15 protein-coding genes and 1 pseudogene are annotated in these 17,234 nt (G+C 63.5%); 13 read left to right on the forward strand and 3 right to left on the reverse strand.

Annotation, left to right across the window (positions count from 1 at the left end; all coding sequences use genetic code 11):
- Window positions 1–29 precede the first annotated feature (29 nt).
- Window positions 30–809, reverse strand: a complete 780-nt coding sequence (locus AC07OV_RS07345; protein WP_494999098.1) for a class I SAM-dependent methyltransferase — start codon at window positions 807–809, stop codon at window positions 30–32.
- A gap of 138 nt (window positions 810–947) precedes the next feature.
- Between AC07OV_RS07345 and AC07OV_RS07350 the strand changes: the two genes are divergently transcribed.
- The 3 genes from AC07OV_RS07350 (at window position 948) to AC07OV_RS07360 (ending at window position 2,816) form a co-directional block, all read left to right on the forward strand.
- Entirely contained in the window at window positions 948–1,469 is a 522-nt protein-coding gene (locus AC07OV_RS07350; RefSeq protein WP_178925999.1) for a DUF3455 domain-containing protein, read from the forward strand.
- A 154-nt stretch (window positions 1,470–1,623) separates the two neighbouring features.
- Window positions 1,624–2,151 (forward strand): sigma-70 family RNA polymerase sigma factor, encoded by a 528-nt coding sequence (locus AC07OV_RS07355; RefSeq protein ID WP_495091942.1) that lies wholly within the window; start codon window positions 1,624–1,626, stop codon window positions 2,149–2,151.
- Entirely contained in the window at window positions 2,148–2,816 is a 669-nt protein-coding gene (locus AC07OV_RS07360) for an anti-sigma factor (RefSeq protein WP_495091916.1), read from the forward strand. The genes AC07OV_RS07355 and AC07OV_RS07360 overlap by 4 nt, the downstream gene beginning before the upstream one ends.
- Here AC07OV_RS07360 and AC07OV_RS07365 read toward each other — a convergent pair whose 3' ends face one another.
- Entirely contained in the window at window positions 2,817–4,118 is a 1,302-nt protein-coding gene (locus tag AC07OV_RS07365) for an ATP-binding protein (protein WP_495091917.1), read from the reverse strand. It abuts the gene before it with no gap.
- Between the two features lie 3 nt (window positions 4,119–4,121).
- A complete protein-coding gene (locus AC07OV_RS07370) occupies window positions 4,122–4,823 on the reverse strand; it encodes a response regulator (RefSeq protein ID WP_176997738.1) in 702 nt (233 codons plus the stop codon).
- Between the two features lie 335 nt (window positions 4,824–5,158).
- On the opposite strand from AC07OV_RS07370, the gene AC07OV_RS07375 reads away from it, so the two are divergent.
- From AC07OV_RS07375 to AC07OV_RS07420, 10 genes and pseudogenes are all read left to right on the forward strand, one after another.
- Entirely contained in the window at window positions 5,159–6,313 is a 1,155-nt protein-coding gene (locus AC07OV_RS07375) for an efflux RND transporter periplasmic adaptor subunit (RefSeq protein WP_495091918.1), read from the forward strand.
- Window positions 6,314–6,319: 6 nt separating this feature from the next.
- Window positions 6,320–9,418 carry a multidrug efflux RND transporter permease subunit gene (locus AC07OV_RS07380; protein ID WP_495091919.1) on the forward strand — a complete coding sequence of 1,033 codons (3,099 nt, stop codon included), beginning with the start codon at window positions 6,320–6,322 and terminating at the stop codon, window positions 9,416–9,418.
- Between the two features lie 237 nt (window positions 9,419–9,655).
- Window positions 9,656–10,297: a DUF1345 domain-containing protein gene (locus tag AC07OV_RS07385; RefSeq protein ID WP_495091920.1), complete on the forward strand. Its 642-nt coding sequence runs from the start codon at window positions 9,656–9,658 to the stop codon at window positions 10,295–10,297.
- A 72-nt stretch (window positions 10,298–10,369) separates the two neighbouring features.
- On the forward strand, window positions 10,370–11,209 hold the full coding sequence (locus tag AC07OV_RS07390) for an AraC family ligand binding domain-containing protein (protein WP_494999093.1): 840 nt from the start codon (window positions 10,370–10,372) through the stop codon (window positions 11,207–11,209).
- Window positions 11,210–11,263: 54 nt separating this feature from the next.
- Window positions 11,264–11,863, forward strand: coding sequence for a LysE family translocator (locus AC07OV_RS07395; RefSeq protein ID WP_494999092.1), 600 nt, complete (start codon window positions 11,264–11,266; stop codon window positions 11,861–11,863).
- A 108-nt stretch (window positions 11,864–11,971) separates the two neighbouring features.
- Window positions 11,972–13,014, forward strand: a pseudogene (locus AC07OV_RS07400) (LacI family DNA-binding transcriptional regulator).
- A gap of 96 nt (window positions 13,015–13,110) precedes the next feature.
- Window positions 13,111–13,893, forward strand: a complete 783-nt coding sequence (locus AC07OV_RS07405; RefSeq protein ID WP_495091921.1) for a sugar phosphate isomerase/epimerase family protein — start codon at window positions 13,111–13,113, stop codon at window positions 13,891–13,893.
- Window positions 13,886–14,827, forward strand: coding sequence for a sugar kinase (locus tag AC07OV_RS07410; protein WP_495091922.1), 942 nt, complete (start codon window positions 13,886–13,888; stop codon window positions 14,825–14,827). Before AC07OV_RS07405 ends, AC07OV_RS07410 begins: the two co-directional genes overlap by 8 nt.
- Window positions 14,828–14,872: 45 nt before the next feature.
- On the forward strand, window positions 14,873–16,165 hold the full coding sequence (locus AC07OV_RS07415) for an MFS transporter (protein ID WP_495091923.1): 1,293 nt from the start codon (window positions 14,873–14,875) through the stop codon (window positions 16,163–16,165).
- Window positions 16,162–17,139, forward strand: coding sequence for a 2-hydroxyacid dehydrogenase (locus AC07OV_RS07420; protein ID WP_495091924.1), 978 nt, complete (start codon window positions 16,162–16,164; stop codon window positions 17,137–17,139). Before AC07OV_RS07415 ends, AC07OV_RS07420 begins: the two co-directional genes overlap by 4 nt.
- Window positions 17,140–17,234 lie beyond the last annotated feature (95 nt).

Genomic DNA, 17,234 nt, shown 5'->3' on the forward strand with positions numbered 1-17,234 from the left:
ATAACGACTTATATCAATGTGATCTGACTTTATGCCTTTTTCGCCAGTCGCTGACAGACATAGGCTTGGGTCTGATAAGGAAACGCCACGGTGTCACGCCCCTGCAGCGCCGGGTGGGTCTCGATCAACGCCTGCAACTGCGCCGTGACCGTGGCTTTTTCGGCAGCCGGCAAGGCCGCGATAAAGCTCACCGACAGGAAGCGATCCATGATTACTTCTTGCGGGCTGCCTACATGGTGGTAGGGAAAACAAGTCATCTGCGGTGCGGAAAAATACTCTCCGGTGAAAGCTTCACGCCAACGGCCAGTATGAAAACGCGGGGTGTCGCCTTCATAAGGCGTGATGATGTCGGTGATCGCCGCCACCCAATCCACCGACTCATCGCGCACATTCCACACCAGGCCCAGGTGCCCGTCGGGTTTGAGCACGCGATGGATTTCCGCCAATGCCGCCTCGGTGGAGAACCAGTGGAAGGCCTGGGCGCAGACCACCGCATCGGCACTGGCTGATTCCAGGGGGATCGATTCGGCGGTGCCGTTGAGCAAGCGCACCTCCGGCAAGAGCTTACGCAACTGTTCGCCCATGGCCGCCACCGGTTCGACGGCAATCAGCGTCGGCGCCAGGCTGCTGAGCAAGCGGGTGAATTTGCCGGTGCCGGCGCCCAGGTCGATAACCGTGGCCTGCGCATCGATGTGCAGCGCGTCGGTCAGCCAGCCGGTGAGTTGTCGCGGATAGTCGGGCCGGCCTTGGGCGTAGGTGACGGCCTGGGTCGAGAAACCCTGTTGAGCAGACGTGTGAACACCAGTCATTGCCAATCTCTCCTCAGGTATAGCGGGGGCCACAGTGTGCGCCCTCAACCGTTTATTTTCTAATCGGTGCATCCAATCGTGCCTTCCCTGGGTAGTCCCTGCAGCAACCCTGCTGTTCTACCCAATGGAGAGTCACCCATGAACGCTAAAGCCCTGCTCTGCCTGACTGCCCTGCTCGCCGCTGCGCCATCCGCTTTCGCCCAGACCGGTTTACCCGACAGCATCAAGGTGCCGGATGGCCACAAGGTGGCGCTGGAGACCACAGGCGTAGGCGAAATCACTTACGAATGCCGCGACAAGGCCAACGCGGCGGGCCAGGTGGAATGGACCTTTGTCGGGCCCAAGGCGGTGCTCAATGATCGCAGCGGCAAGCAGGTGGGCACCTATTTCGGCCCACCGGCCACCTGGCAGGCCCAGGACGGTTCGAAAGTGACCGGCACACAGTTGGCCGTGGCGCCGTCGGGGGCGGGCAACCTGCCGTATCAGCTGGTCAAGGCCAACCCCGCCGAAGGCAAAGGGGCGATGAGTGGCGTGAGTTATATCCAGCGGGTTGCGCTCAAAGGCGGCGTGGCGCCGAGCAGTGCTTGCACCGTGGCCGACAAGGGCAAGCAGGAAGTGGTGAAGTACCAGGCGGACTACATCTTCTGGGCCGCCAACTGACCAAACTCGACTACGCTGCCCCCTGTAGGAGCCGGCTTGCCGGCGATGGCGGTGAACCAGTAGAGGAATAGGTCGGCTGGAACGCCGCCATCGCTGGCAAGCCAGCTCCTACAAGGGGCGGTGTTCGATATTACGGTGGTGGGAATACGTGTCTTTGCCAGAAGTCAATTTTGATTATGAAGCCTGCCTGCTGGCCTGCGCCCGGGGCGATCAACGTGCCTTGCGCCGGCTCTATGAGCACGACAGCAGTCGGCTGCTCGGCGTGGCGCTGCGCATCAGCCGGGACAAGTCGCTGGCTGAAGACATCGTGCATGACGCGTTTATCAAGATCTGGCGCGGCGCCGGCAGTTTTGACCCCCGTCGCGGCTCGGCCCGTGGCTGGGTGTTCAGCGTGACCCGGCACCTGGCGCTCAATGCCGTGCGCAACCATTACCGCGAAGTCCCCTTGGGCGACGAACACGAGCAAGTCGCTGTAAACGACACCTTTGAATTCGCTGCACGTTCGGGGCAGATCCACACCTGCCTGGAACAGCTCGACCCCGCCCGCCGCAGCTGCATTCTGCATGCCTACGTCGACGGTTTTTCCCACAGCGAAATCGCCCGGAAACTGGACACCCCATTGGGGACGGTCAAAGCCTGGATCAAACGTAGCCTCGCCGCGCTGCGGGAGTGCATGGCATGAGCAACCCACTGGACGAACTGGCCAGCGAATACGTGCTGGGCACCCTGCCCGCCGAACAGCGTGCCGAGGTGGAACAGCGCCTGCCCCATGATGCGCCACTGCGCGCGGCGGTCGATGCCTGGGAGCAGCGCTTGTTGCCACTGACCGCCCTCGCGGAACCCGTACCGCCTTCGGCGCACCTGTGGCAGCGCATCGAACGCCATATCGCGACGGCGCGCACACCGTGGTGGGATCTGTTGGCGGTGTGGCGCGGTTTGGCCAGCGCCGGCTTGGTCGCCACACTGGTCCTGGCGGCGTTGTTGCTGACCCGCCCGCCCACTGCCGAACCGACCTTTGTCGTGGTGCTGGTGGCCCCGCAAAACCAGGCACCGGGCTGGGTGATCCAGGCCAGTAACAATCAACGCATTCAATTGATCCCGCTGGGCACGATGCACGTGCCGGCCGACAAGGCCTTGCAGTTCTGGACCAAGGGCGATGGCTGGCAAGGCCCGGTATCGCTGGGGTTGGTCAAGCCTGGGGAGACGCTGTCGGTGCCTCTGGACACGCTGCCGCCGCTCAGCCCAAACCAGCTGTTCGAACTGACCCTGGAAGACCCGCACGGCTCGCCCACCGGCAAACCGACGGGGCCGATCCAGGCCATCGGCCGTGCGGTGAAGGTGCTGTGATCAGCTGACGGTGGGCAACCACACGCGAAACCGCGCCCCGCCCAGCGGCGATGCCAGGGCAGTCAAAGTGCCGCCCTGGGCCTCGAGGGCGCGCCGGCTGATCGCCAGGCCCAGGCCGAAGCCACCGGTGGCGCGGTCGCGGCTGCGGTCCAGGCGGTAGAACGGCTCGAAGATGCGCTCACGCTGGTCCACCGGTATGCCGATGCCATCGTCATCCACCCAGATCTCACAGCCGTTGGCGCACACCTTGACGCCGACCTGGATACGCTTGTCGCAGTAACGCGTGGCATTGCGCAGCAGGTTCTGCAGGGCGCGCGCAGTGAGGCGCGGGTCGAGGCTGAAGCGCTCCACCGCGCAGTCCAGCGCCACGTCGATGACGATCTCGGGGTTTTCCAGCTCGTCGTCGACGCTGCCCAACACGCTGTCGATGAATTCATCGAGCACCACTTCGACCCGCTCCGGCATTTGCGCCGGGTTTTGCAGACGGCTGTAGGACAGCAATTCCAGCACCAGTTCATCCAGCTCGCGAATGTGCGCCACCAGGCTTTGCAGGCGCTCGCGACCGGCAGGCGGCAAGTCTTCGGACAGTGCCAGGGCCAGGCCGAAATCCAGGCGGGTCAGCGGCGTGCGCAATTCGTGGGAGACCGCATTGAGCAGGTCGCGCTGCTGGTTGAGCAGGTGTTCGATGTCATCGGCCATGGTGTCGAACACCGACGCCAGGCTGCCGATGTTGGAGCTGGGCGGAATCTGCGTACGCTCGCTGAGGTTGCCTTTGCCCAGTTGCGCGGCCGTGCTCTTGAGGCGCTCCAGATCACGCCAGTGCGGGCGCAGCCACACCAGCAGGCAGGCGAGCAAGGCGGCGACGATCAGTACGTTGATCACCCAGTACAGCAGGTTCATGTCCATCGGGTCGGGCGGGATCGTCAGCTTGACCACGAACTGCGCATTGATCGGCGAGCTGACCTCTTCCATCCAGCCCCACTCGCCCAGGCGGATCACCGGTTTGCCTTGTTCCAGCAGCAGCTCTTCGGCGGGGGTGTAGCTGGCGTCCTGGCGCAGCAGCAGTTGCACTTTCAGCGGGGCAAAATCACGCCCCAGTTGCTCGGTGACCTGGGACCAGCGCTCCACCGGCGCCCGCAGGTACTGCTTGACGATGAGCTTTTGCTGGCCGCGGGACTGCTCGATGTTGTAGTTCATGTAGCGGTGTTCGAACACCTGGATCACCCCCTTGGGGATCAGGTAGATCGCCGCGCTGTAGGTGACGATGGTGATCAGGTAGAGGCGCAGCAGCACACGAAACATGGATCAACATTCCCACTCGGAGCGACTGAACAGGTAGCCCTTGCCCCACACGGTCTTGATCTTGCGCGCTTCGCCGGCATGGTCGTCGAACTTGCGGCGCAACTTGGAAATGGCCACGTCCACCGAGCGGTCGGTGCCGTTGAACTCGATACCGCGCAGGCGTTGCAGGATCTGGTCGCGGCTGAGCACTTCGCCGGCGTGCCGGGCCAGCACCACCAACAGGTTGTATTCGCCGCTGGACAGCTCCACCGCCTGTTCGCGCCAGGTCACGGTGCGCTCCGACAGGTCGATGCACAGGTTGCCCATGATGATCTGGTCGTTGGCCGCCAGGGGCTCGGACAGGCTGCTGCGGCGCAACAGCGTACGCACACGGGCCAGCAGCACCCGGGGTTCGCATGGTTTGGTGACGTAGTCGTCAGCGCCCATTTCCAGGCCCAACACCTGGTCGTGGCTGTCGTCGCGGGCGGTGAGCATCAGGATCGGCAGGCCCGCCGAATCGGCGCGCAGCAGGCGGCACACTTGCAGGCCGTCGAGGCCCGGCAGCATCAGATCGAGGATCACCAGGTCCGGCGGGTTGAGGCGCGCACGTTCGCGTACGTGGTCGCCACGGCTGAGTACGCTGACGTGGTAGCCATTGCGCTCCAGGTAGCTGGCAATCAGCTCGGAGAGTGCGGCGTCGTCTTCCACCAGGAGGATGTTGGGCATGGTGTTTCCAGATAATACGGTTCGTAGGCTGAGCAAAGACCCATGTGGCAGCGGGCGTGTGTGGGAGCTGGCTTGTGTGGGAGCTGGCTTGCCTGCGATGCAGTCACCTCGGTCTCCCAGCTAAAATGAGGTGATGCTATCGCAGGCAAGCCAGCTCCTACACAGAAGCCCTGCTCCCACATTTGATCTTTGTTGTTTGCAGGATTGTGCAAGGATATACGCCCTTTGCGGACTATGGGCCGCACCTTACATTTCTTCACACACGACCTACACAGCTTCACAGCACCACGGCGCAGGTGTCTTTAGGATGCGCCAGTCAATATTGGGATATGAGCATGTCGAAGAATCTGTTTGCGCCGTTTTGCCTGCTGGCCCTGACGCTGGCCTTGAGTGCCTGTGACAAGTCCAGCGCGCAAGCGCCGGAAATGCCCCTGGCCAAGGTCCGCATCGAAACCCTGCAGGCCAAGCCCCTCTCCATCACCAGCGAATTGAGCGGGCGCATTGCCGCGCCGCGTATCGCCGAGGTGCGTGCGCGGGTGGCGGGCGTGGTGATGCAGCGGGTGTTCAAGGAAGGCCACGACGTGAAACAGGGCGACGTGCTGTTTCGCATCGACCCGGCCCCGTTCAAGGCCGACCTCGACAGCGCCCAGGCCAATTTGAGCAAGGCCGAAGCCAACGCCTTCCAGGCGCGCCTGCAAGAGCAACGCTACAGCCAACTGGTGGAAGGCAACGCCATCAGCGGCCAGGACTACGACAACGCCCGCGCCAACCTGCGCCAGACCAACGCCGAAGTCGCCGCCAACAAGGCCGCCGTGGAGCGCGCCAAGCTGAACCTGGGCTACGCCACCGTGACCGCGCCGATTTCCGGGCGCATCGGTCGCGCACTGGTGACCGAGGGCGCGTTGGTGGGCCAGAACGAGGCCACGCCACTGGCGATCATTCAGCAACTGGACCCGATCCACGCCGACCTCACTCAGTCCACCCGCGAACTCAACGACCTGCGCCGCGCCTTCCGTGCCGGCAGCCTGAAGCAGGTTGGCCAGGACCAGGCCAAGGCCACGCTGATCCAGGACGACGGCAGCCTGTACCCGTTGCCGGGCAAGCTGCTGTTCGCCGAGATCAGCGTCGACCCGGGCACCGGGCAGATCATCCTGCGCAGCGAATTCCCCAACCCGGACCTCGACCTGCTGCCCGGCAGTTTTGTGCGGGTGCGTTTGGAACAAGCCGTCGACAAGCAAGGCATCAGCGTGCCGCAACGCGCCATCACCCGTGACAGCGCGGGCATCCCCATGGTGTTGCTGCTGGACGCCGAGCAGACCGTGAGTCAGCAGCCGGTGGAACTGGGCGCGGTGATCGAGGACCGCTGGATCGTCAGCAGCGGCCTCAAGCCCGGTGACCGCATTGTCGTCGAAGGCCTGCAACATGCGCGCCCCGGTGAAAAAGTCGAAGTGGATGACAGCCCTGCCTCGGGCCATCTGGTAAAGGAATAACCCGCCATGCCGCAGTTCTTTATTGACCGCCCGATCTTCGCCTGGGTGGTGGCCCTGTTTATCCTGCTGGCCGGCGCGCTGGCCATCCCGCAGTTGCCGGTGGCCCAGTACCCCAACGTTGCGCCGCCCAAAGTCGAAATCTACGCGGTGTACCCGGGCGCGTCGGCCCAGACCCTGGACGAAAGCGTGGTCAGCCTGATCGAGCAAGAGCTCAATGGCGCCGATCACCTGCTGTATTTCGAATCCCAGAGCAGCCTCGGTTCGGCGACCATCACCGCCACCTTCCAGCCGGGCACCGACCCGGAAATGGCCCAGGTGGACGTGCAAAACCGCCTCAAGGCCGTTGAGCCACGCCTGCCCCAGGCGGTAACCCAGCAAGGTTTGCAGGTGGAAAAAGTCTCCGCCGGTTTCCTGTTGCTGGTGACCCTGACCTCCAACGACGGCAAGCTCGATGACGTTGCGCTCAGCGATTACCTGGCGCGCAACGTGATGAACGAGCTCAAGCGCCTCGATGGCGTGGGCAAGGCGCAGCTGTATGGCGCCGAGCGCGCGATGCGCATCTGGATCGACCCGCAGAAACTGGTGGGTTTCAACCTGACGCCGGCCGATGTGAATGCCGCGATCAGCGCGCAGAACGCCCAGGTCTCGGCCGGCAGCATCGGCGACCTGCCGGGCACCAGGACCCAGGAAATCACCGCGGCGATCCTGGTCAAGGGCCAGCTGTCCACGCCGGCCGAGTTTGCCGACATCGTGCTCAAGGCCAACCCCGATGGCTCCACCGTGCGCGTCGGCGACGTGGCGCGCGTGGAAGTCGGCAGCCAGGAATACCAGTTCTCCACGCGCCTGAACGGCAAGCCGTCCACCGCCGTCAGCGTGCAACTGGCCCCGGGCGCCAACGCGCTGAACACCGCCAACCTGGTGCGGGCGAAGATGGACGAACTGTCGCGCTACTTCCCGGCCAATGTGGAATACAAGATCCCGTACGACACTTCGCCGTTCGTCAAGGTCTCGATCACCAAGGTGGTCTACACCTTGCTGGAAGCCATGGCACTGGTGTTTGCGGTGATGTTCCTGTTCCTGCAGAACGTGCGCTATACGCTGATCCCGACCCTGGTGGTGCCGGTGGCGTTGATGGGCACGTTCGCCACCATGTTGCTGCTGGGCTTTTCGATCAACGTGCTGACCATGTTCGGCATGGTCTTGGCCATCGGCATCCTGGTGGACGACGCCATTGTGGTGGTGGAAAACGTGGAGCGCATCATGGCCACCGAGGGCCTGTCGCCCAAGGACGCCACGCGCAAAGCCATGGGCCAGATCACCGGCGCCATCGTCGGTATCACCCTGGTGCTGGTGGCGGTGTTCCTGCCGATGGCGTTCATGCCGGGTTCGGTGGGGGTGATCTACCAACAGTTCTCGCTGTCGATGGCCACCTCGATTCTGTTTTCGGCCTTTCTCGCCCTGACCTTGACCCCCGCGCTGTGTGCCACGCTGCTCAAGCCGATCCCCCAGGGCGAGCACCATGCCAAGGGCGGCTTCTTCGGCTGGTTCAACCAGCGCTTTGAACAGCTCACCAACCGCTACGAAGGCTGGGTGGCCTACGCCCTCAAGCGCAGCGGCCGCTACCTGCTGATTTACCTGGTGCTGCTGGTGGGCCTCGGGCTGATGTTCACGCGCCTGCCCTCCTCGTTCCTGCCGGTGGAAGACCAGGGCTACACCATCACCGACATTCAATTGCCCCCCGGCGCCAGTAAGAACCGCACGGTGCAGGTGGCCGAACAGATTGAGGCGCACAACGCCGGGGAGCCTGGGGTGGGCGACACCACCATGATCATGGGTTTCAGCTTCTCCGGTTCCGGGCAGAACGCCGCGCTGGCGTTTACCACCCTCAAGGATTGGTCCCAGCGCAGCGGCGACGACTCGGCCTCGGCGATTGCCGACCGGGCCAACGCCGCGTTCAGCGAGCTTAAAGATGCGATTGCCTACGCGATCCTGCCGCCTCCGGTGGATGGCCTGGGCACGTCCAGCGGCTTTGAATTCCGCCTGCAAGACCGTGGCGGTGTAGGCCACGCCGCATTGATGGCCGCCCGCACGCAGTTGCTCGCGGCGGCCGAAAAGAGCCCGATCCTGGCCAACGTGCGCGAAAGCGCCCTGGCTGAGGCGCCGCAGGTGCAACTGGAAGTGGACCGCAAACAGGCGAATGCGCTGGGCGTCTCGTTCGCGGATGTGGGCAACGTGCTGTCCTCGGCGATCGGCTCGGCCTACATCAACGACTTTCCCAACCAGGGCCGCATGCAGCGCGTGGTGGTGCAGGCCGAAGGCGACCAGCGCAGCCAGGTGGCGGATTTGATGAAGATCCACGTGCGCAACAACGCCGGGAAGATGGTGCCGCTGTCGGCGTTTGTCGAAGCCAAGTGGACCCAGGGCCCGGCGCAGTTGACGCGCTACAACGGCTACCCGGCCATCGCGATTTCCGGCGAAGCGGCCCCAGGGCACAGCACCGGCCAGGCGATGGAAGAGATTCAGCGCCTGGTCAGCCAGCTGCCGGCCGGCCTGGGCCAGGAATGGACCGGGTTGTCGCTGCAGGAGCGTTTGTCCGGTTCCCAGGCGCCGTTGCTGCTGGGCCTGTCGCTGCTGATCGTGTTCCTGTGTTTGGCGGCGCTGTATGAAAGCTGGTCGATCCCGACCTCTGTACTACTGGTGGTGCCACTGGGCGTGCTCGGTGCGGTGCTGGCGGTGACCTTGCGCGGCATGCCCAACGATGTGTTTTTCAAGGTGGGCCTGATCACCATCATCGGCCTGTCGGCGAAGAACGCGATCCTGATCATCGAGTTTGCCAAGGACCTGCACGAGCAAGGCGAAGACCTGATCGACGCCACGCTGAAGGCGGCGCGGCTGCGCCTGCGGCCAATCATCATGACGTCCCTGGCGTTCATCCTCGGCGTGGTGCCGCTGGCGATTGCCACCGGGGCCAGCTCGGCGAGCCAACAGGCGATTGGTACCGGGGTGATCGGCGGGATGATCACGGCGACGCTGGCAGTGGTGTTTGTGCCGGTGTTCTTTGTGGTGGTGATGAAACTGGTGCGCAAACGCCACAAAGCCGACTGATCAGCACCACCCTGCCGGTGATGGTGTCTTCAAAGGCCCCATCGCTGGCAAGCCAGCTCCTACAGGTTTGTGTTTTGCCAGGGGTTTCTTGGGCTGGCGAAATTCCCTGTAGGAGCCGGCTTGCCGGCGATGGCATTCTCAAGGGCCCCATCGCCGGCAAGCCGGCTCCTACAAGGGTTATGGGTTGCGTTCGGGATCGGGTACAGTCTGCTCACACCCCGTCTGCTGTGAGCCGCCATGCCCTTCCTCGCCCGCACCCACCCTCGCCTTTCCGCCGCCGCCGTGCTGGGTATTGCCGTGGGTGTGCTGGCACCGGCCGACACGGTGATCAGCAAAATCCTCATCGGCTGGAACTCCGGCGTGTGGACCTATCTGGTGCTGATGCTGTGGCTGACTATCCGCGCCAAGGCGCCGGACGTGAAGCGTATCGCCGAAATCGAAGATGAAAACGCCGGCCTGGTGCTGTTCGTGGTGTGCATCGCGGCCATTGCCAGCCTGGCAACCATCACCTTTGAACTGGTCGGCAGCAAGGACCTACCCACCACCGCACGCCTGCTGCACTACGGCTTTACCGGCTTGACGGTGATTGGCTCATGGCTGTTGATCGGGGTGATTTTCAGCGTGCATTACGCGCGGCTTTATTACACCTGGGACGGCAAGGAACCGGCGCTGCGCTTTGCCGAGGGCCTGACAACCCCCAATTACTGGGACTTCCTGTATTTCTCATTCACCATCGGCGTGGCGGTGCAAACGTCGGATGTAGGCGTGGCCACGCGCAGCCTGCGCAAAGTGGTGCTGGGGCAATCGTTGATCGGCTTTCTGTTCAACACCGCGATTCTGGGGTTTTCGATCAACATCGCAGCCGGGCTGTTCGGTTGAGGCTGCACAAACCTTCTAGACGCCCGCCCACCACCGGGCGCTAATGGCAGACCTTATTCGTCTCGGTGAGTCATGGCCGCGCACAATTGGATCGACCTGTCCCAGGACGCCGACACCGGCATCGAGACCCTGCGCGCGCATTTTGAAGGCCACGCCTACGATCCCCATTGGCATGACAGCTACCTCATTGGCGTGACCGAGCAAGGCGTGCAGCAATTCAACTGCCGCCGCACCCGGCACAACAGCACCCCGGGCCAGGTGTTTCTGGTCGAGCCCGGCGAGTTGCATGACGGCGACGCGCCCACCGCAGACGGCTTTACCTACCACATGCTCTACCTCGACCCGCACTGGTTGGCGCGGGAAGTCAGCGCGGTGTTTGAAGAGGCACCGGTCAACAGCCAACTGAGTGTGGTCAGCACGTTGATCAATGATCCCCGCCTGGCACACGCCACCAGCCACGCTTTCCAGACCCTGCACAGCAATGAACTGCGCATCGTGCGCCAGCGCGCCACCGACCAGCTGCTGGAACAGCTCACCGGGCAACTTCATTGGCGCACCCGCTATCGCGACGACCCGCGCCTGCCGTTAGTGGCGCACAAGGCCCGGGAATACTTGCATGCGCACCTGCACCAGGACGTGGGCATGGACGAACTGGCGCTGGCCTGTGGCGTCGACCGTTTCCGCCTGACCCGTGCGTTCAAGAGCGCGTTTGGCCTGCCGCCCCATGCTTATCTGGTGCAACTGCGCCTGGCCCGCGCCCGGCATTTGTTGGCCAAGGGTGAGCAGCCCGCCGACGTGGCGATTGCCCTGGGGTTTGCCGACCAGAGCCACCTGGGCCGCTGGTTCGTGCGCGCCTATGGCCTCACGCCCGCCGCTTACCGCAAACGTTGCTCAAATCTTCCAGACAGATAAGGCGCGGGCTTGTGAAGATCGACTCCATCGATTGGTTTACCGGAGTCACCGACCATGCTGTCCACGTTGTTGCCCTTCATGCTGTTTGCCTTTGTCGCCTCGATCACCCCTGGCCCCACCAACATCCTGGTGCTGAGCAACAGCGCGCGGTATGGCTTGAAGGCTGCATTGCCGATCATTTTCGGCGCCTGCGCGGGCGCGGCAGGTCTGGTGTTGCTGGTAGGAACCGGGGTCGGCCAGTCCCTGGTGCAACTGCCCCGGGTACAGACTGCGCTGCAAGGGTTCGGCGTGGCGTGGCTGAGCTACCTGGCCTGGCAGATCTACCGTGCGCCGCCCCAGGCCGTCGAAGTGGAGGCCACTGAAAAGCCCCTTGGCCTGATCGGCGCCGCCTCCCTGCAGGTGATCAACCCGAAAACCTGGATGATGGCTGTCGCAGTGGTCAGCGTGTTTGCCGGCCACGGGGCTGAACGCCAAGGCCAGGTGGTGCTGCTGTCCCTGGTGTTTTTCCTCGTCTCCATGCCGTGCCTGGGCACGTGGGCGCTGCTGGGCGTGGGTTCTGCGCGGGTGTTTCGGTCGCCCAGGGCGATGCAGCGCTTCAACCGGGGCATGGCGGTTTTACTGCTGGCGGCCACGTGGCTGAGCGTGGTGGTGTGAAGCACCGGCTGTCAGGCTTTGTCCTACAACAACTTGACGACTTTCCTCATTTGATGGTTTCCTGAAACCGGTTTCAGTCATTCCAATAAAAACAGAAGGTCGATGGCCGTGAACACTTTTTCTGCCGCCCAGCGCAGCCGCGTCACCATGCATGATGTTGCCGAACGCGCTGGCGTCTCCAAGGCCAGCGTGTCGCGCTTCATCGGTGACGACCGCGCCCTGCTCTCCGATGCCATCGCCCTGCGCATCGAACAAGCCATCGAACAGCTTGGCTACCGCCCCAACCAGATGGCCCGTGGCCTCAAACGCGGGCGTACGCGCCTGATCGGCATGCTGGTGGCCGATATCCGCAACCCCTATTCCATTGCCGTGATGCACGGCGTCGAAACCGCCTGCCGCCAGCACGGCTACAGCCTGGTGGTGTGCAACACCGACCGCGATGACGAGCAGGAGCGCCAGCACCTTGCAGCACTGCGTTCGTACAACATCGAAGGCTTGATCGTGAACACCCTCGGCCATCACCTCGATCAATTGCTCGAACTGCAACGGGAAATGCCCCTGGTGCTGGTGGACCGCAAGGTCGAGCCCTTGCACAGCGACCTGGTGGGGCTGGACAACCCGGCCGCCGTGCGCATGGCCGTCGAGCATTTGCAGCAACAGGGTTATCGCGACGTGTTGATGGTCAGCGAAACCACCGATGGCACCAGCTCACGGCTCGAACGCCAGGCCAGCTTCAAGGCCGAAATTGCCAAGCGCCCGGGCCTGGCCGGCGCCGTATTGGAGCTCGATGAAACGCTGGAAAACCACCTGCACACCTTTCTCGCCAAACCCGGCGCCAAGGCGCTGTTCTGTGGCAACGGCGTTGCCGCGCTGGCCTGTACCCGCGCCTTGAAAAACCTCGGTTGCGACCTGTTCAACGAGGTCGGCCTGATCGCCCTGGATGACCTGGACTGGTACCCGCTGGTCGGCAGCGGCATCACCGCCCTCGCCCAACCGACCCAGGCCATTGGCGCCACGGCGTTCGACTGCCTGCTCAAGCGCCTGCGCGGCGACACCGAACCGACGCGCACCCTGGATTTCCTGCCCGAACTCATCGTCCGAGGCTCCACTACCCCCCTGTAGGAGCCGGCTTGCCGGCGATTGGGCCATGAGCCTTGCGGTGTAAGCAAGGACGCCATCGCCGGCAAGCCGGCTCCTACAGTTTGAATTGTATGAAAAAATGAAACCGGTTTCAGAGGTCAATAACAATGCATAAATACCCCGTTTCCATCAGCCTCTCCAGCTACGGCGCCGACCTCGTGCGCCAGCAGGGCCAATTGCGTTTTGTCGAGTTGCTCGCGGCCGCAGGCGCCCGACGCATCGAGTGGCGTGAAGAGCTGTTGACCCATGAACAGCCCGCCGAATTGGCCCAGGCAGCGGCGCAACATCAGTTGGAATCCGTTTTTTCTTCACCGCTGGAACTCTGGGTCGCCGGACGCGCCCAGCCGAATGCGGAATTGGTCGCCACCCTGGATCGCGCCCAAGCCTTCGGCTCGCGCTGGCTCAAAGTGTCCCTGGGTTACTTCACCGACACCAACGACCTCGAAAGCCTGCACGCCCTGCTCGACCGTCACCCGGTCAAACTGCTGGTGGAAAACGACCAGACCCTGCACGGCGGGCGCATCGAACCCTTGCAACGTTTTTTCAGCGACGTCGAACGCCTGGGCCTGCCGGTGAAGATGACCTTCGACATCGGCAACTGGCAGTGGCAGGACCAATCGGCCCTCACCGCCGCTCGCCTGCTGGGCCGGCATGTGGATTACCTGCACTGCAAGGCCGTGGCCCGTCGCCCGGACGGCAAGCTGGTGGCCCTACCGCCTGGCGCCACCGACCTGCATGTGTGGGAACAACTGCTCAAGCACATGACTCAAGGTATTACCCGGGCCGTGGAATTCCCGTTGCAAGGCGATGACCTGATCGACGTCACCGCGCAACAGGTCGCCGCCCTCACCCTGCTTGGCCAGCCCCGTGCGGAGAACGCCCATGTCTGAGATCGATATCCTGTCGTTTGGTGAAACCATGGCGATGTTTGTCGCCGAGCAGACCGGCGACCTGGCCCAAGTGGCGCAGTTTCACAAGCGCATTGCCGGGGCCGACAGCAACGTCGCCATCGGCCTGTCGCGCCTGGGTTTCAACGTCGCCTGGCTGAGCCGGGTGGGCGACGATTCCCTGGGCCGCTTCGTGGTCGACACGCTGTGCCAGGAAGGCCTGGATTGCCAGCACGTCGCGGTTGACCCGCAACACCCTACCGGCTTCCAGTTCAAGTCCCGCGAAGAAGCCGGGGCCGACCCGCAGGTGGAGTACTTTCGCAAAGGGTCGGCCGCCAGCCATTTATCGGTGGCGGCCATCAGCCCGGCGCTGCTTGAGGCCCGCCACCTGCACGCCACCGGCATTCCGCCGGCCTTGTCCGACGCTACCCGCGAACTGTCCAGCGAGCTGATGACGCAAATGCGCAAGGCGGGCCGCAGCGTGTCGTTCGACCCGAACCTGCGCCCGTCGCTGTGGGCCAACCAGCAAACGATGATCCGCGAGATCAACGCCCTGGCCGCCCTGGCCGACTGGGTACTGCCGGGCCTGGGCGAAGGCCGTTTGCTCACCGGCTTCGACGACCCCGCCGACATCGCCGCCTTCTACCTCGACCAGGGCGCCGAAGCCGTGGCCATCAAGCTGGGGCCGGATGGCGCCTACTACCGCACACACATGGACCAGGGCTTTGTCGCCGCCGTGCCAGTGGAAAAAGTCGTGGACACGGTGGGCGCTGGCGACGGTTTTGCCGTCGGCATGATCAGCGCACTCCTGGAAAACCTCAGCTTCCCCGAGGCCATCCAGCGCGGCAACTGGATCGGCAGCCGTGCCGTGCAGAGCCGTGGCGACATGGAAGGCTTGCCCACCCGTTCAGAGCTGCCCGTTCGATCCGTTGCATAAACCACTCCCTGTTGCCACAACTACAACAAGCTCAGGAGCCACACCATGGATACGCTGAAACTCGCCACCCGCCGCTGGTGGTACATCATGCCGATCGTTTTTATCACCTACAGCCTGGCCTACCTGGACCGTGCCAACTATGGCTTTGCCGCTGCCTCCGGGATGGCCGAAGACCTGATGATCACCCCCGGCATGTCGTCGTTGCTGGGAGCACTGTTCTTCCTTGGCTACTTTTTCTTCCAGGTGCCGGGGGCGATCTACGCGCAAAAGCGCAGCGTGAAAAAACTCATCTTCGTCAGCCTGATCCTCTGGGGCGGCCTGGCCACGCTGACCGGCGTGGTGTCCAACGCCTACATGCTGATCGCCATACGCTTCATGCTCGGCGTGGTCGAAGCCGCGGTGATGCCGGCAATGCTGGTGTACCTGTGCCACTGGTTCACCCGGGCCGAACGCTCGCGGGCCAACACCTTCCTGATCCTCGGCAACCCGGTGACCATGCTGTGGATGTCGGTGGTGTCGGGCTACCTGGTGCAGCATTTCAGCTGGCGCTGGATGTTCATCATCGAGGGCCTGCCGGCGGTGATCTGGGCATTTATCTGGTGGAAGCTGGCAGACGAGCGTCCCAAGGATGCCAAGTGGCTCAGCGACACTGAAAAGCGCGACCTGGACAGTGCCCTGGCCGCCGAGCAGGTCGGCATCAAGGCGGTGAAGAATTACGCCGAAGCGTTCCGCTCGCCCAAGGTGGTCATCCTGGCGTTGCAGTTCTTTTGCTGGAGCATCGGCGTGTACGGCTTTGTGCTGTGGCTGCCGTCGATCCTCAAGGCCGGCTTGCAGATGGACATGGTCGAGGCCGGCTGGCTGTCGGCGTTGCCTTACCTGGCGGCGGTGATTGGCATGCTCGCGGTGTCGTGGGGCTCGGACAAGCTGCAAAAGCGCAAACGCTTCGTGTGGCCGCCGTTGCTGATTGCCTCGGTCGCGTTCTACGCCTCCTACGTGCTGGGGGCCGAGCATTTCTGGTGGTCCTATACCCTGCTGGTGATCGCCGGGGCCTGCATGTATGCGCCCTACGGGCCGTTTTTCGCCATCGTCCCGGAGATCCTGCCAGCCAACGTGGCCGGTGGCGCCATGGCGCTGATCAACAGCATGGGCGCCCTTGGCTCCTTTGGCGGCTCCTACCTGGTGGGCTACCTCAATAGCAGCACCGGCTCGCCCGGTGCCTCGTACCTGCTGATGAGCGGCGCGTTGCTGCTGTCGGTGGTACTGACGATTTTTCTCAAGCCCGGCGCCAGCGACCGCACGCCGGCGCCCAACCTGGAATTGAAGGTAAAGACCGCATGAAAAAGTCTGTCGTGTTGTACAAGAAACTCTCCGCGCCGTTGATGGCCCGCCTGCATGAACAGGCCGATGTCACCCTGATCGAAGCCCTCGACGACACCGGCCTGGCCAAGCTGCGCGACGCTCTGCCTGGCGCCCATGGCCTGCTCGGTGCCAGTCTGCGCCTGGATGCCAATTTGCTGGACCTGGCGCCGCAGCTGGAAGCCGTGGCGAGCGTCTCGGTAGGGGTCGATAACTACGACATCGACTACCTGACCCGGCGCGGCATCCTGCTCAGCAACACCCCGGACGTGCTCACCGAAACCACTGCCGACACCGGCTTCGCGCTGATCCTGGCCACCGCCCGCCGCGTGGTGGAACTGGCCGACATGGTGCGTGCCGGCCAATGGAACAAGAACATCGGCCCGGCGCATTTTGGCACCGATGTACACGGCAAGACCCTGGGCATCATCGGCATGGGCCGTATCGGCGAAGCCCTGGCCCAGCGCGGGCATTTCGGTTTTGGCATGCCGGTGATCTACCACAGCCATTCGCCCAAACCCGCGGTGGAGGCACGTTTTGGCGCGCAGTACCGCAGCTTGAATGATTTGCTGCAACAGGCCGACTTTGTCTGCCTGACGCTGCCGTTGACTGCGGAAACCGAGAAGCTGATCGGCGCCGAAGAATTTGCCCTGATGGGCCCGGAGACGATTTTCATCAACATCTCGCGGGGCAAGGTGGTGGATGAAGCGGCACTGGTGGAGGCCTTGCAACAGCGCACGATTCGGGCGGCGGGGCTGGATGTGTTCGAGCGTGAGCCGTTGAGTCACGACTCGCCGTTGCTGCGTTTGAATAACGTGGTGGCGACGCCGCACATCGGCTCGGCCACCCATGAGACGCGGGAGGCGATGGCCAAGTGTGCGGTGGATAATCTGTTGCAGGCGCTGGACGGCGAGCGACCGAAGAATCTGGTCAATGCAGCCGCCTGGAAACGCTAATACCTGACACACCACACACCCCTGTAGGAGCTGGCTTGCCAGCGATAGCGGTGTATCAGTCGACGCATGTGTTAACTGACAGACCGCTATCGCCG

The organism is Pseudomonas sp. GW821-FHT09A09 (assembly GCF_059418405.1).

Bases quoted from the DNA above. Each gene is read 5' to 3' on its own strand.
- AC07OV_RS07345 (WP_494999098.1), bottom strand. From the start codon at position 809: ATGACTGGTGTTCACACGTCTGCTCAACAGGGTTTCTCGACCCAGGCC.
- AC07OV_RS07350 (WP_178925999.1), top strand. From the start codon at position 948: ATGAACGCTAAAGCCCTGCTCTGCCTGACTGCCCTGCTCGCCGCTGCG.
- AC07OV_RS07360 (WP_495091916.1), top strand. From the start codon at position 2,148: ATGAGCAACCCACTGGACGAACTGGCCAGCGAATACGTGCTGGGCACC.
- AC07OV_RS07365 (WP_495091917.1), bottom strand. From the start codon at position 4,118: ATGTTTCGTGTGCTGCTGCGCCTCTACCTGATCACCATCGTCACCTAC.
- AC07OV_RS07370 (WP_176997738.1), bottom strand. From the start codon at position 4,823: ATGCCCAACATCCTCCTGGTGGAAGACGACGCCGCACTCTCCGAGCTG.
- AC07OV_RS07375 (WP_495091918.1), top strand. From the start codon at position 5,159: ATGTCGAAGAATCTGTTTGCGCCGTTTTGCCTGCTGGCCCTGACGCTG.
- AC07OV_RS07380 (WP_495091919.1), top strand. From the start codon at position 6,320: ATGCCGCAGTTCTTTATTGACCGCCCGATCTTCGCCTGGGTGGTGGCC.
- AC07OV_RS07385 (WP_495091920.1), top strand. From the start codon at position 9,656: ATGCCCTTCCTCGCCCGCACCCACCCTCGCCTTTCCGCCGCCGCCGTG.
- AC07OV_RS07390 (WP_494999093.1), top strand. From the start codon at position 10,370: ATGGCCGCGCACAATTGGATCGACCTGTCCCAGGACGCCGACACCGGC.
- AC07OV_RS07395 (WP_494999092.1), top strand. From the start codon at position 11,264: ATGCTGTCCACGTTGTTGCCCTTCATGCTGTTTGCCTTTGTCGCCTCG.
- AC07OV_RS07405 (WP_495091921.1), top strand. From the start codon at position 13,111: ATGCATAAATACCCCGTTTCCATCAGCCTCTCCAGCTACGGCGCCGAC.
- AC07OV_RS07410 (WP_495091922.1), top strand. From the start codon at position 13,886: ATGTCTGAGATCGATATCCTGTCGTTTGGTGAAACCATGGCGATGTTT.
- AC07OV_RS07415 (WP_495091923.1), top strand. From the start codon at position 14,873: ATGGATACGCTGAAACTCGCCACCCGCCGCTGGTGGTACATCATGCCG.
- AC07OV_RS07420 (WP_495091924.1), top strand. From the start codon at position 16,162: ATGAAAAAGTCTGTCGTGTTGTACAAGAAACTCTCCGCGCCGTTGATG.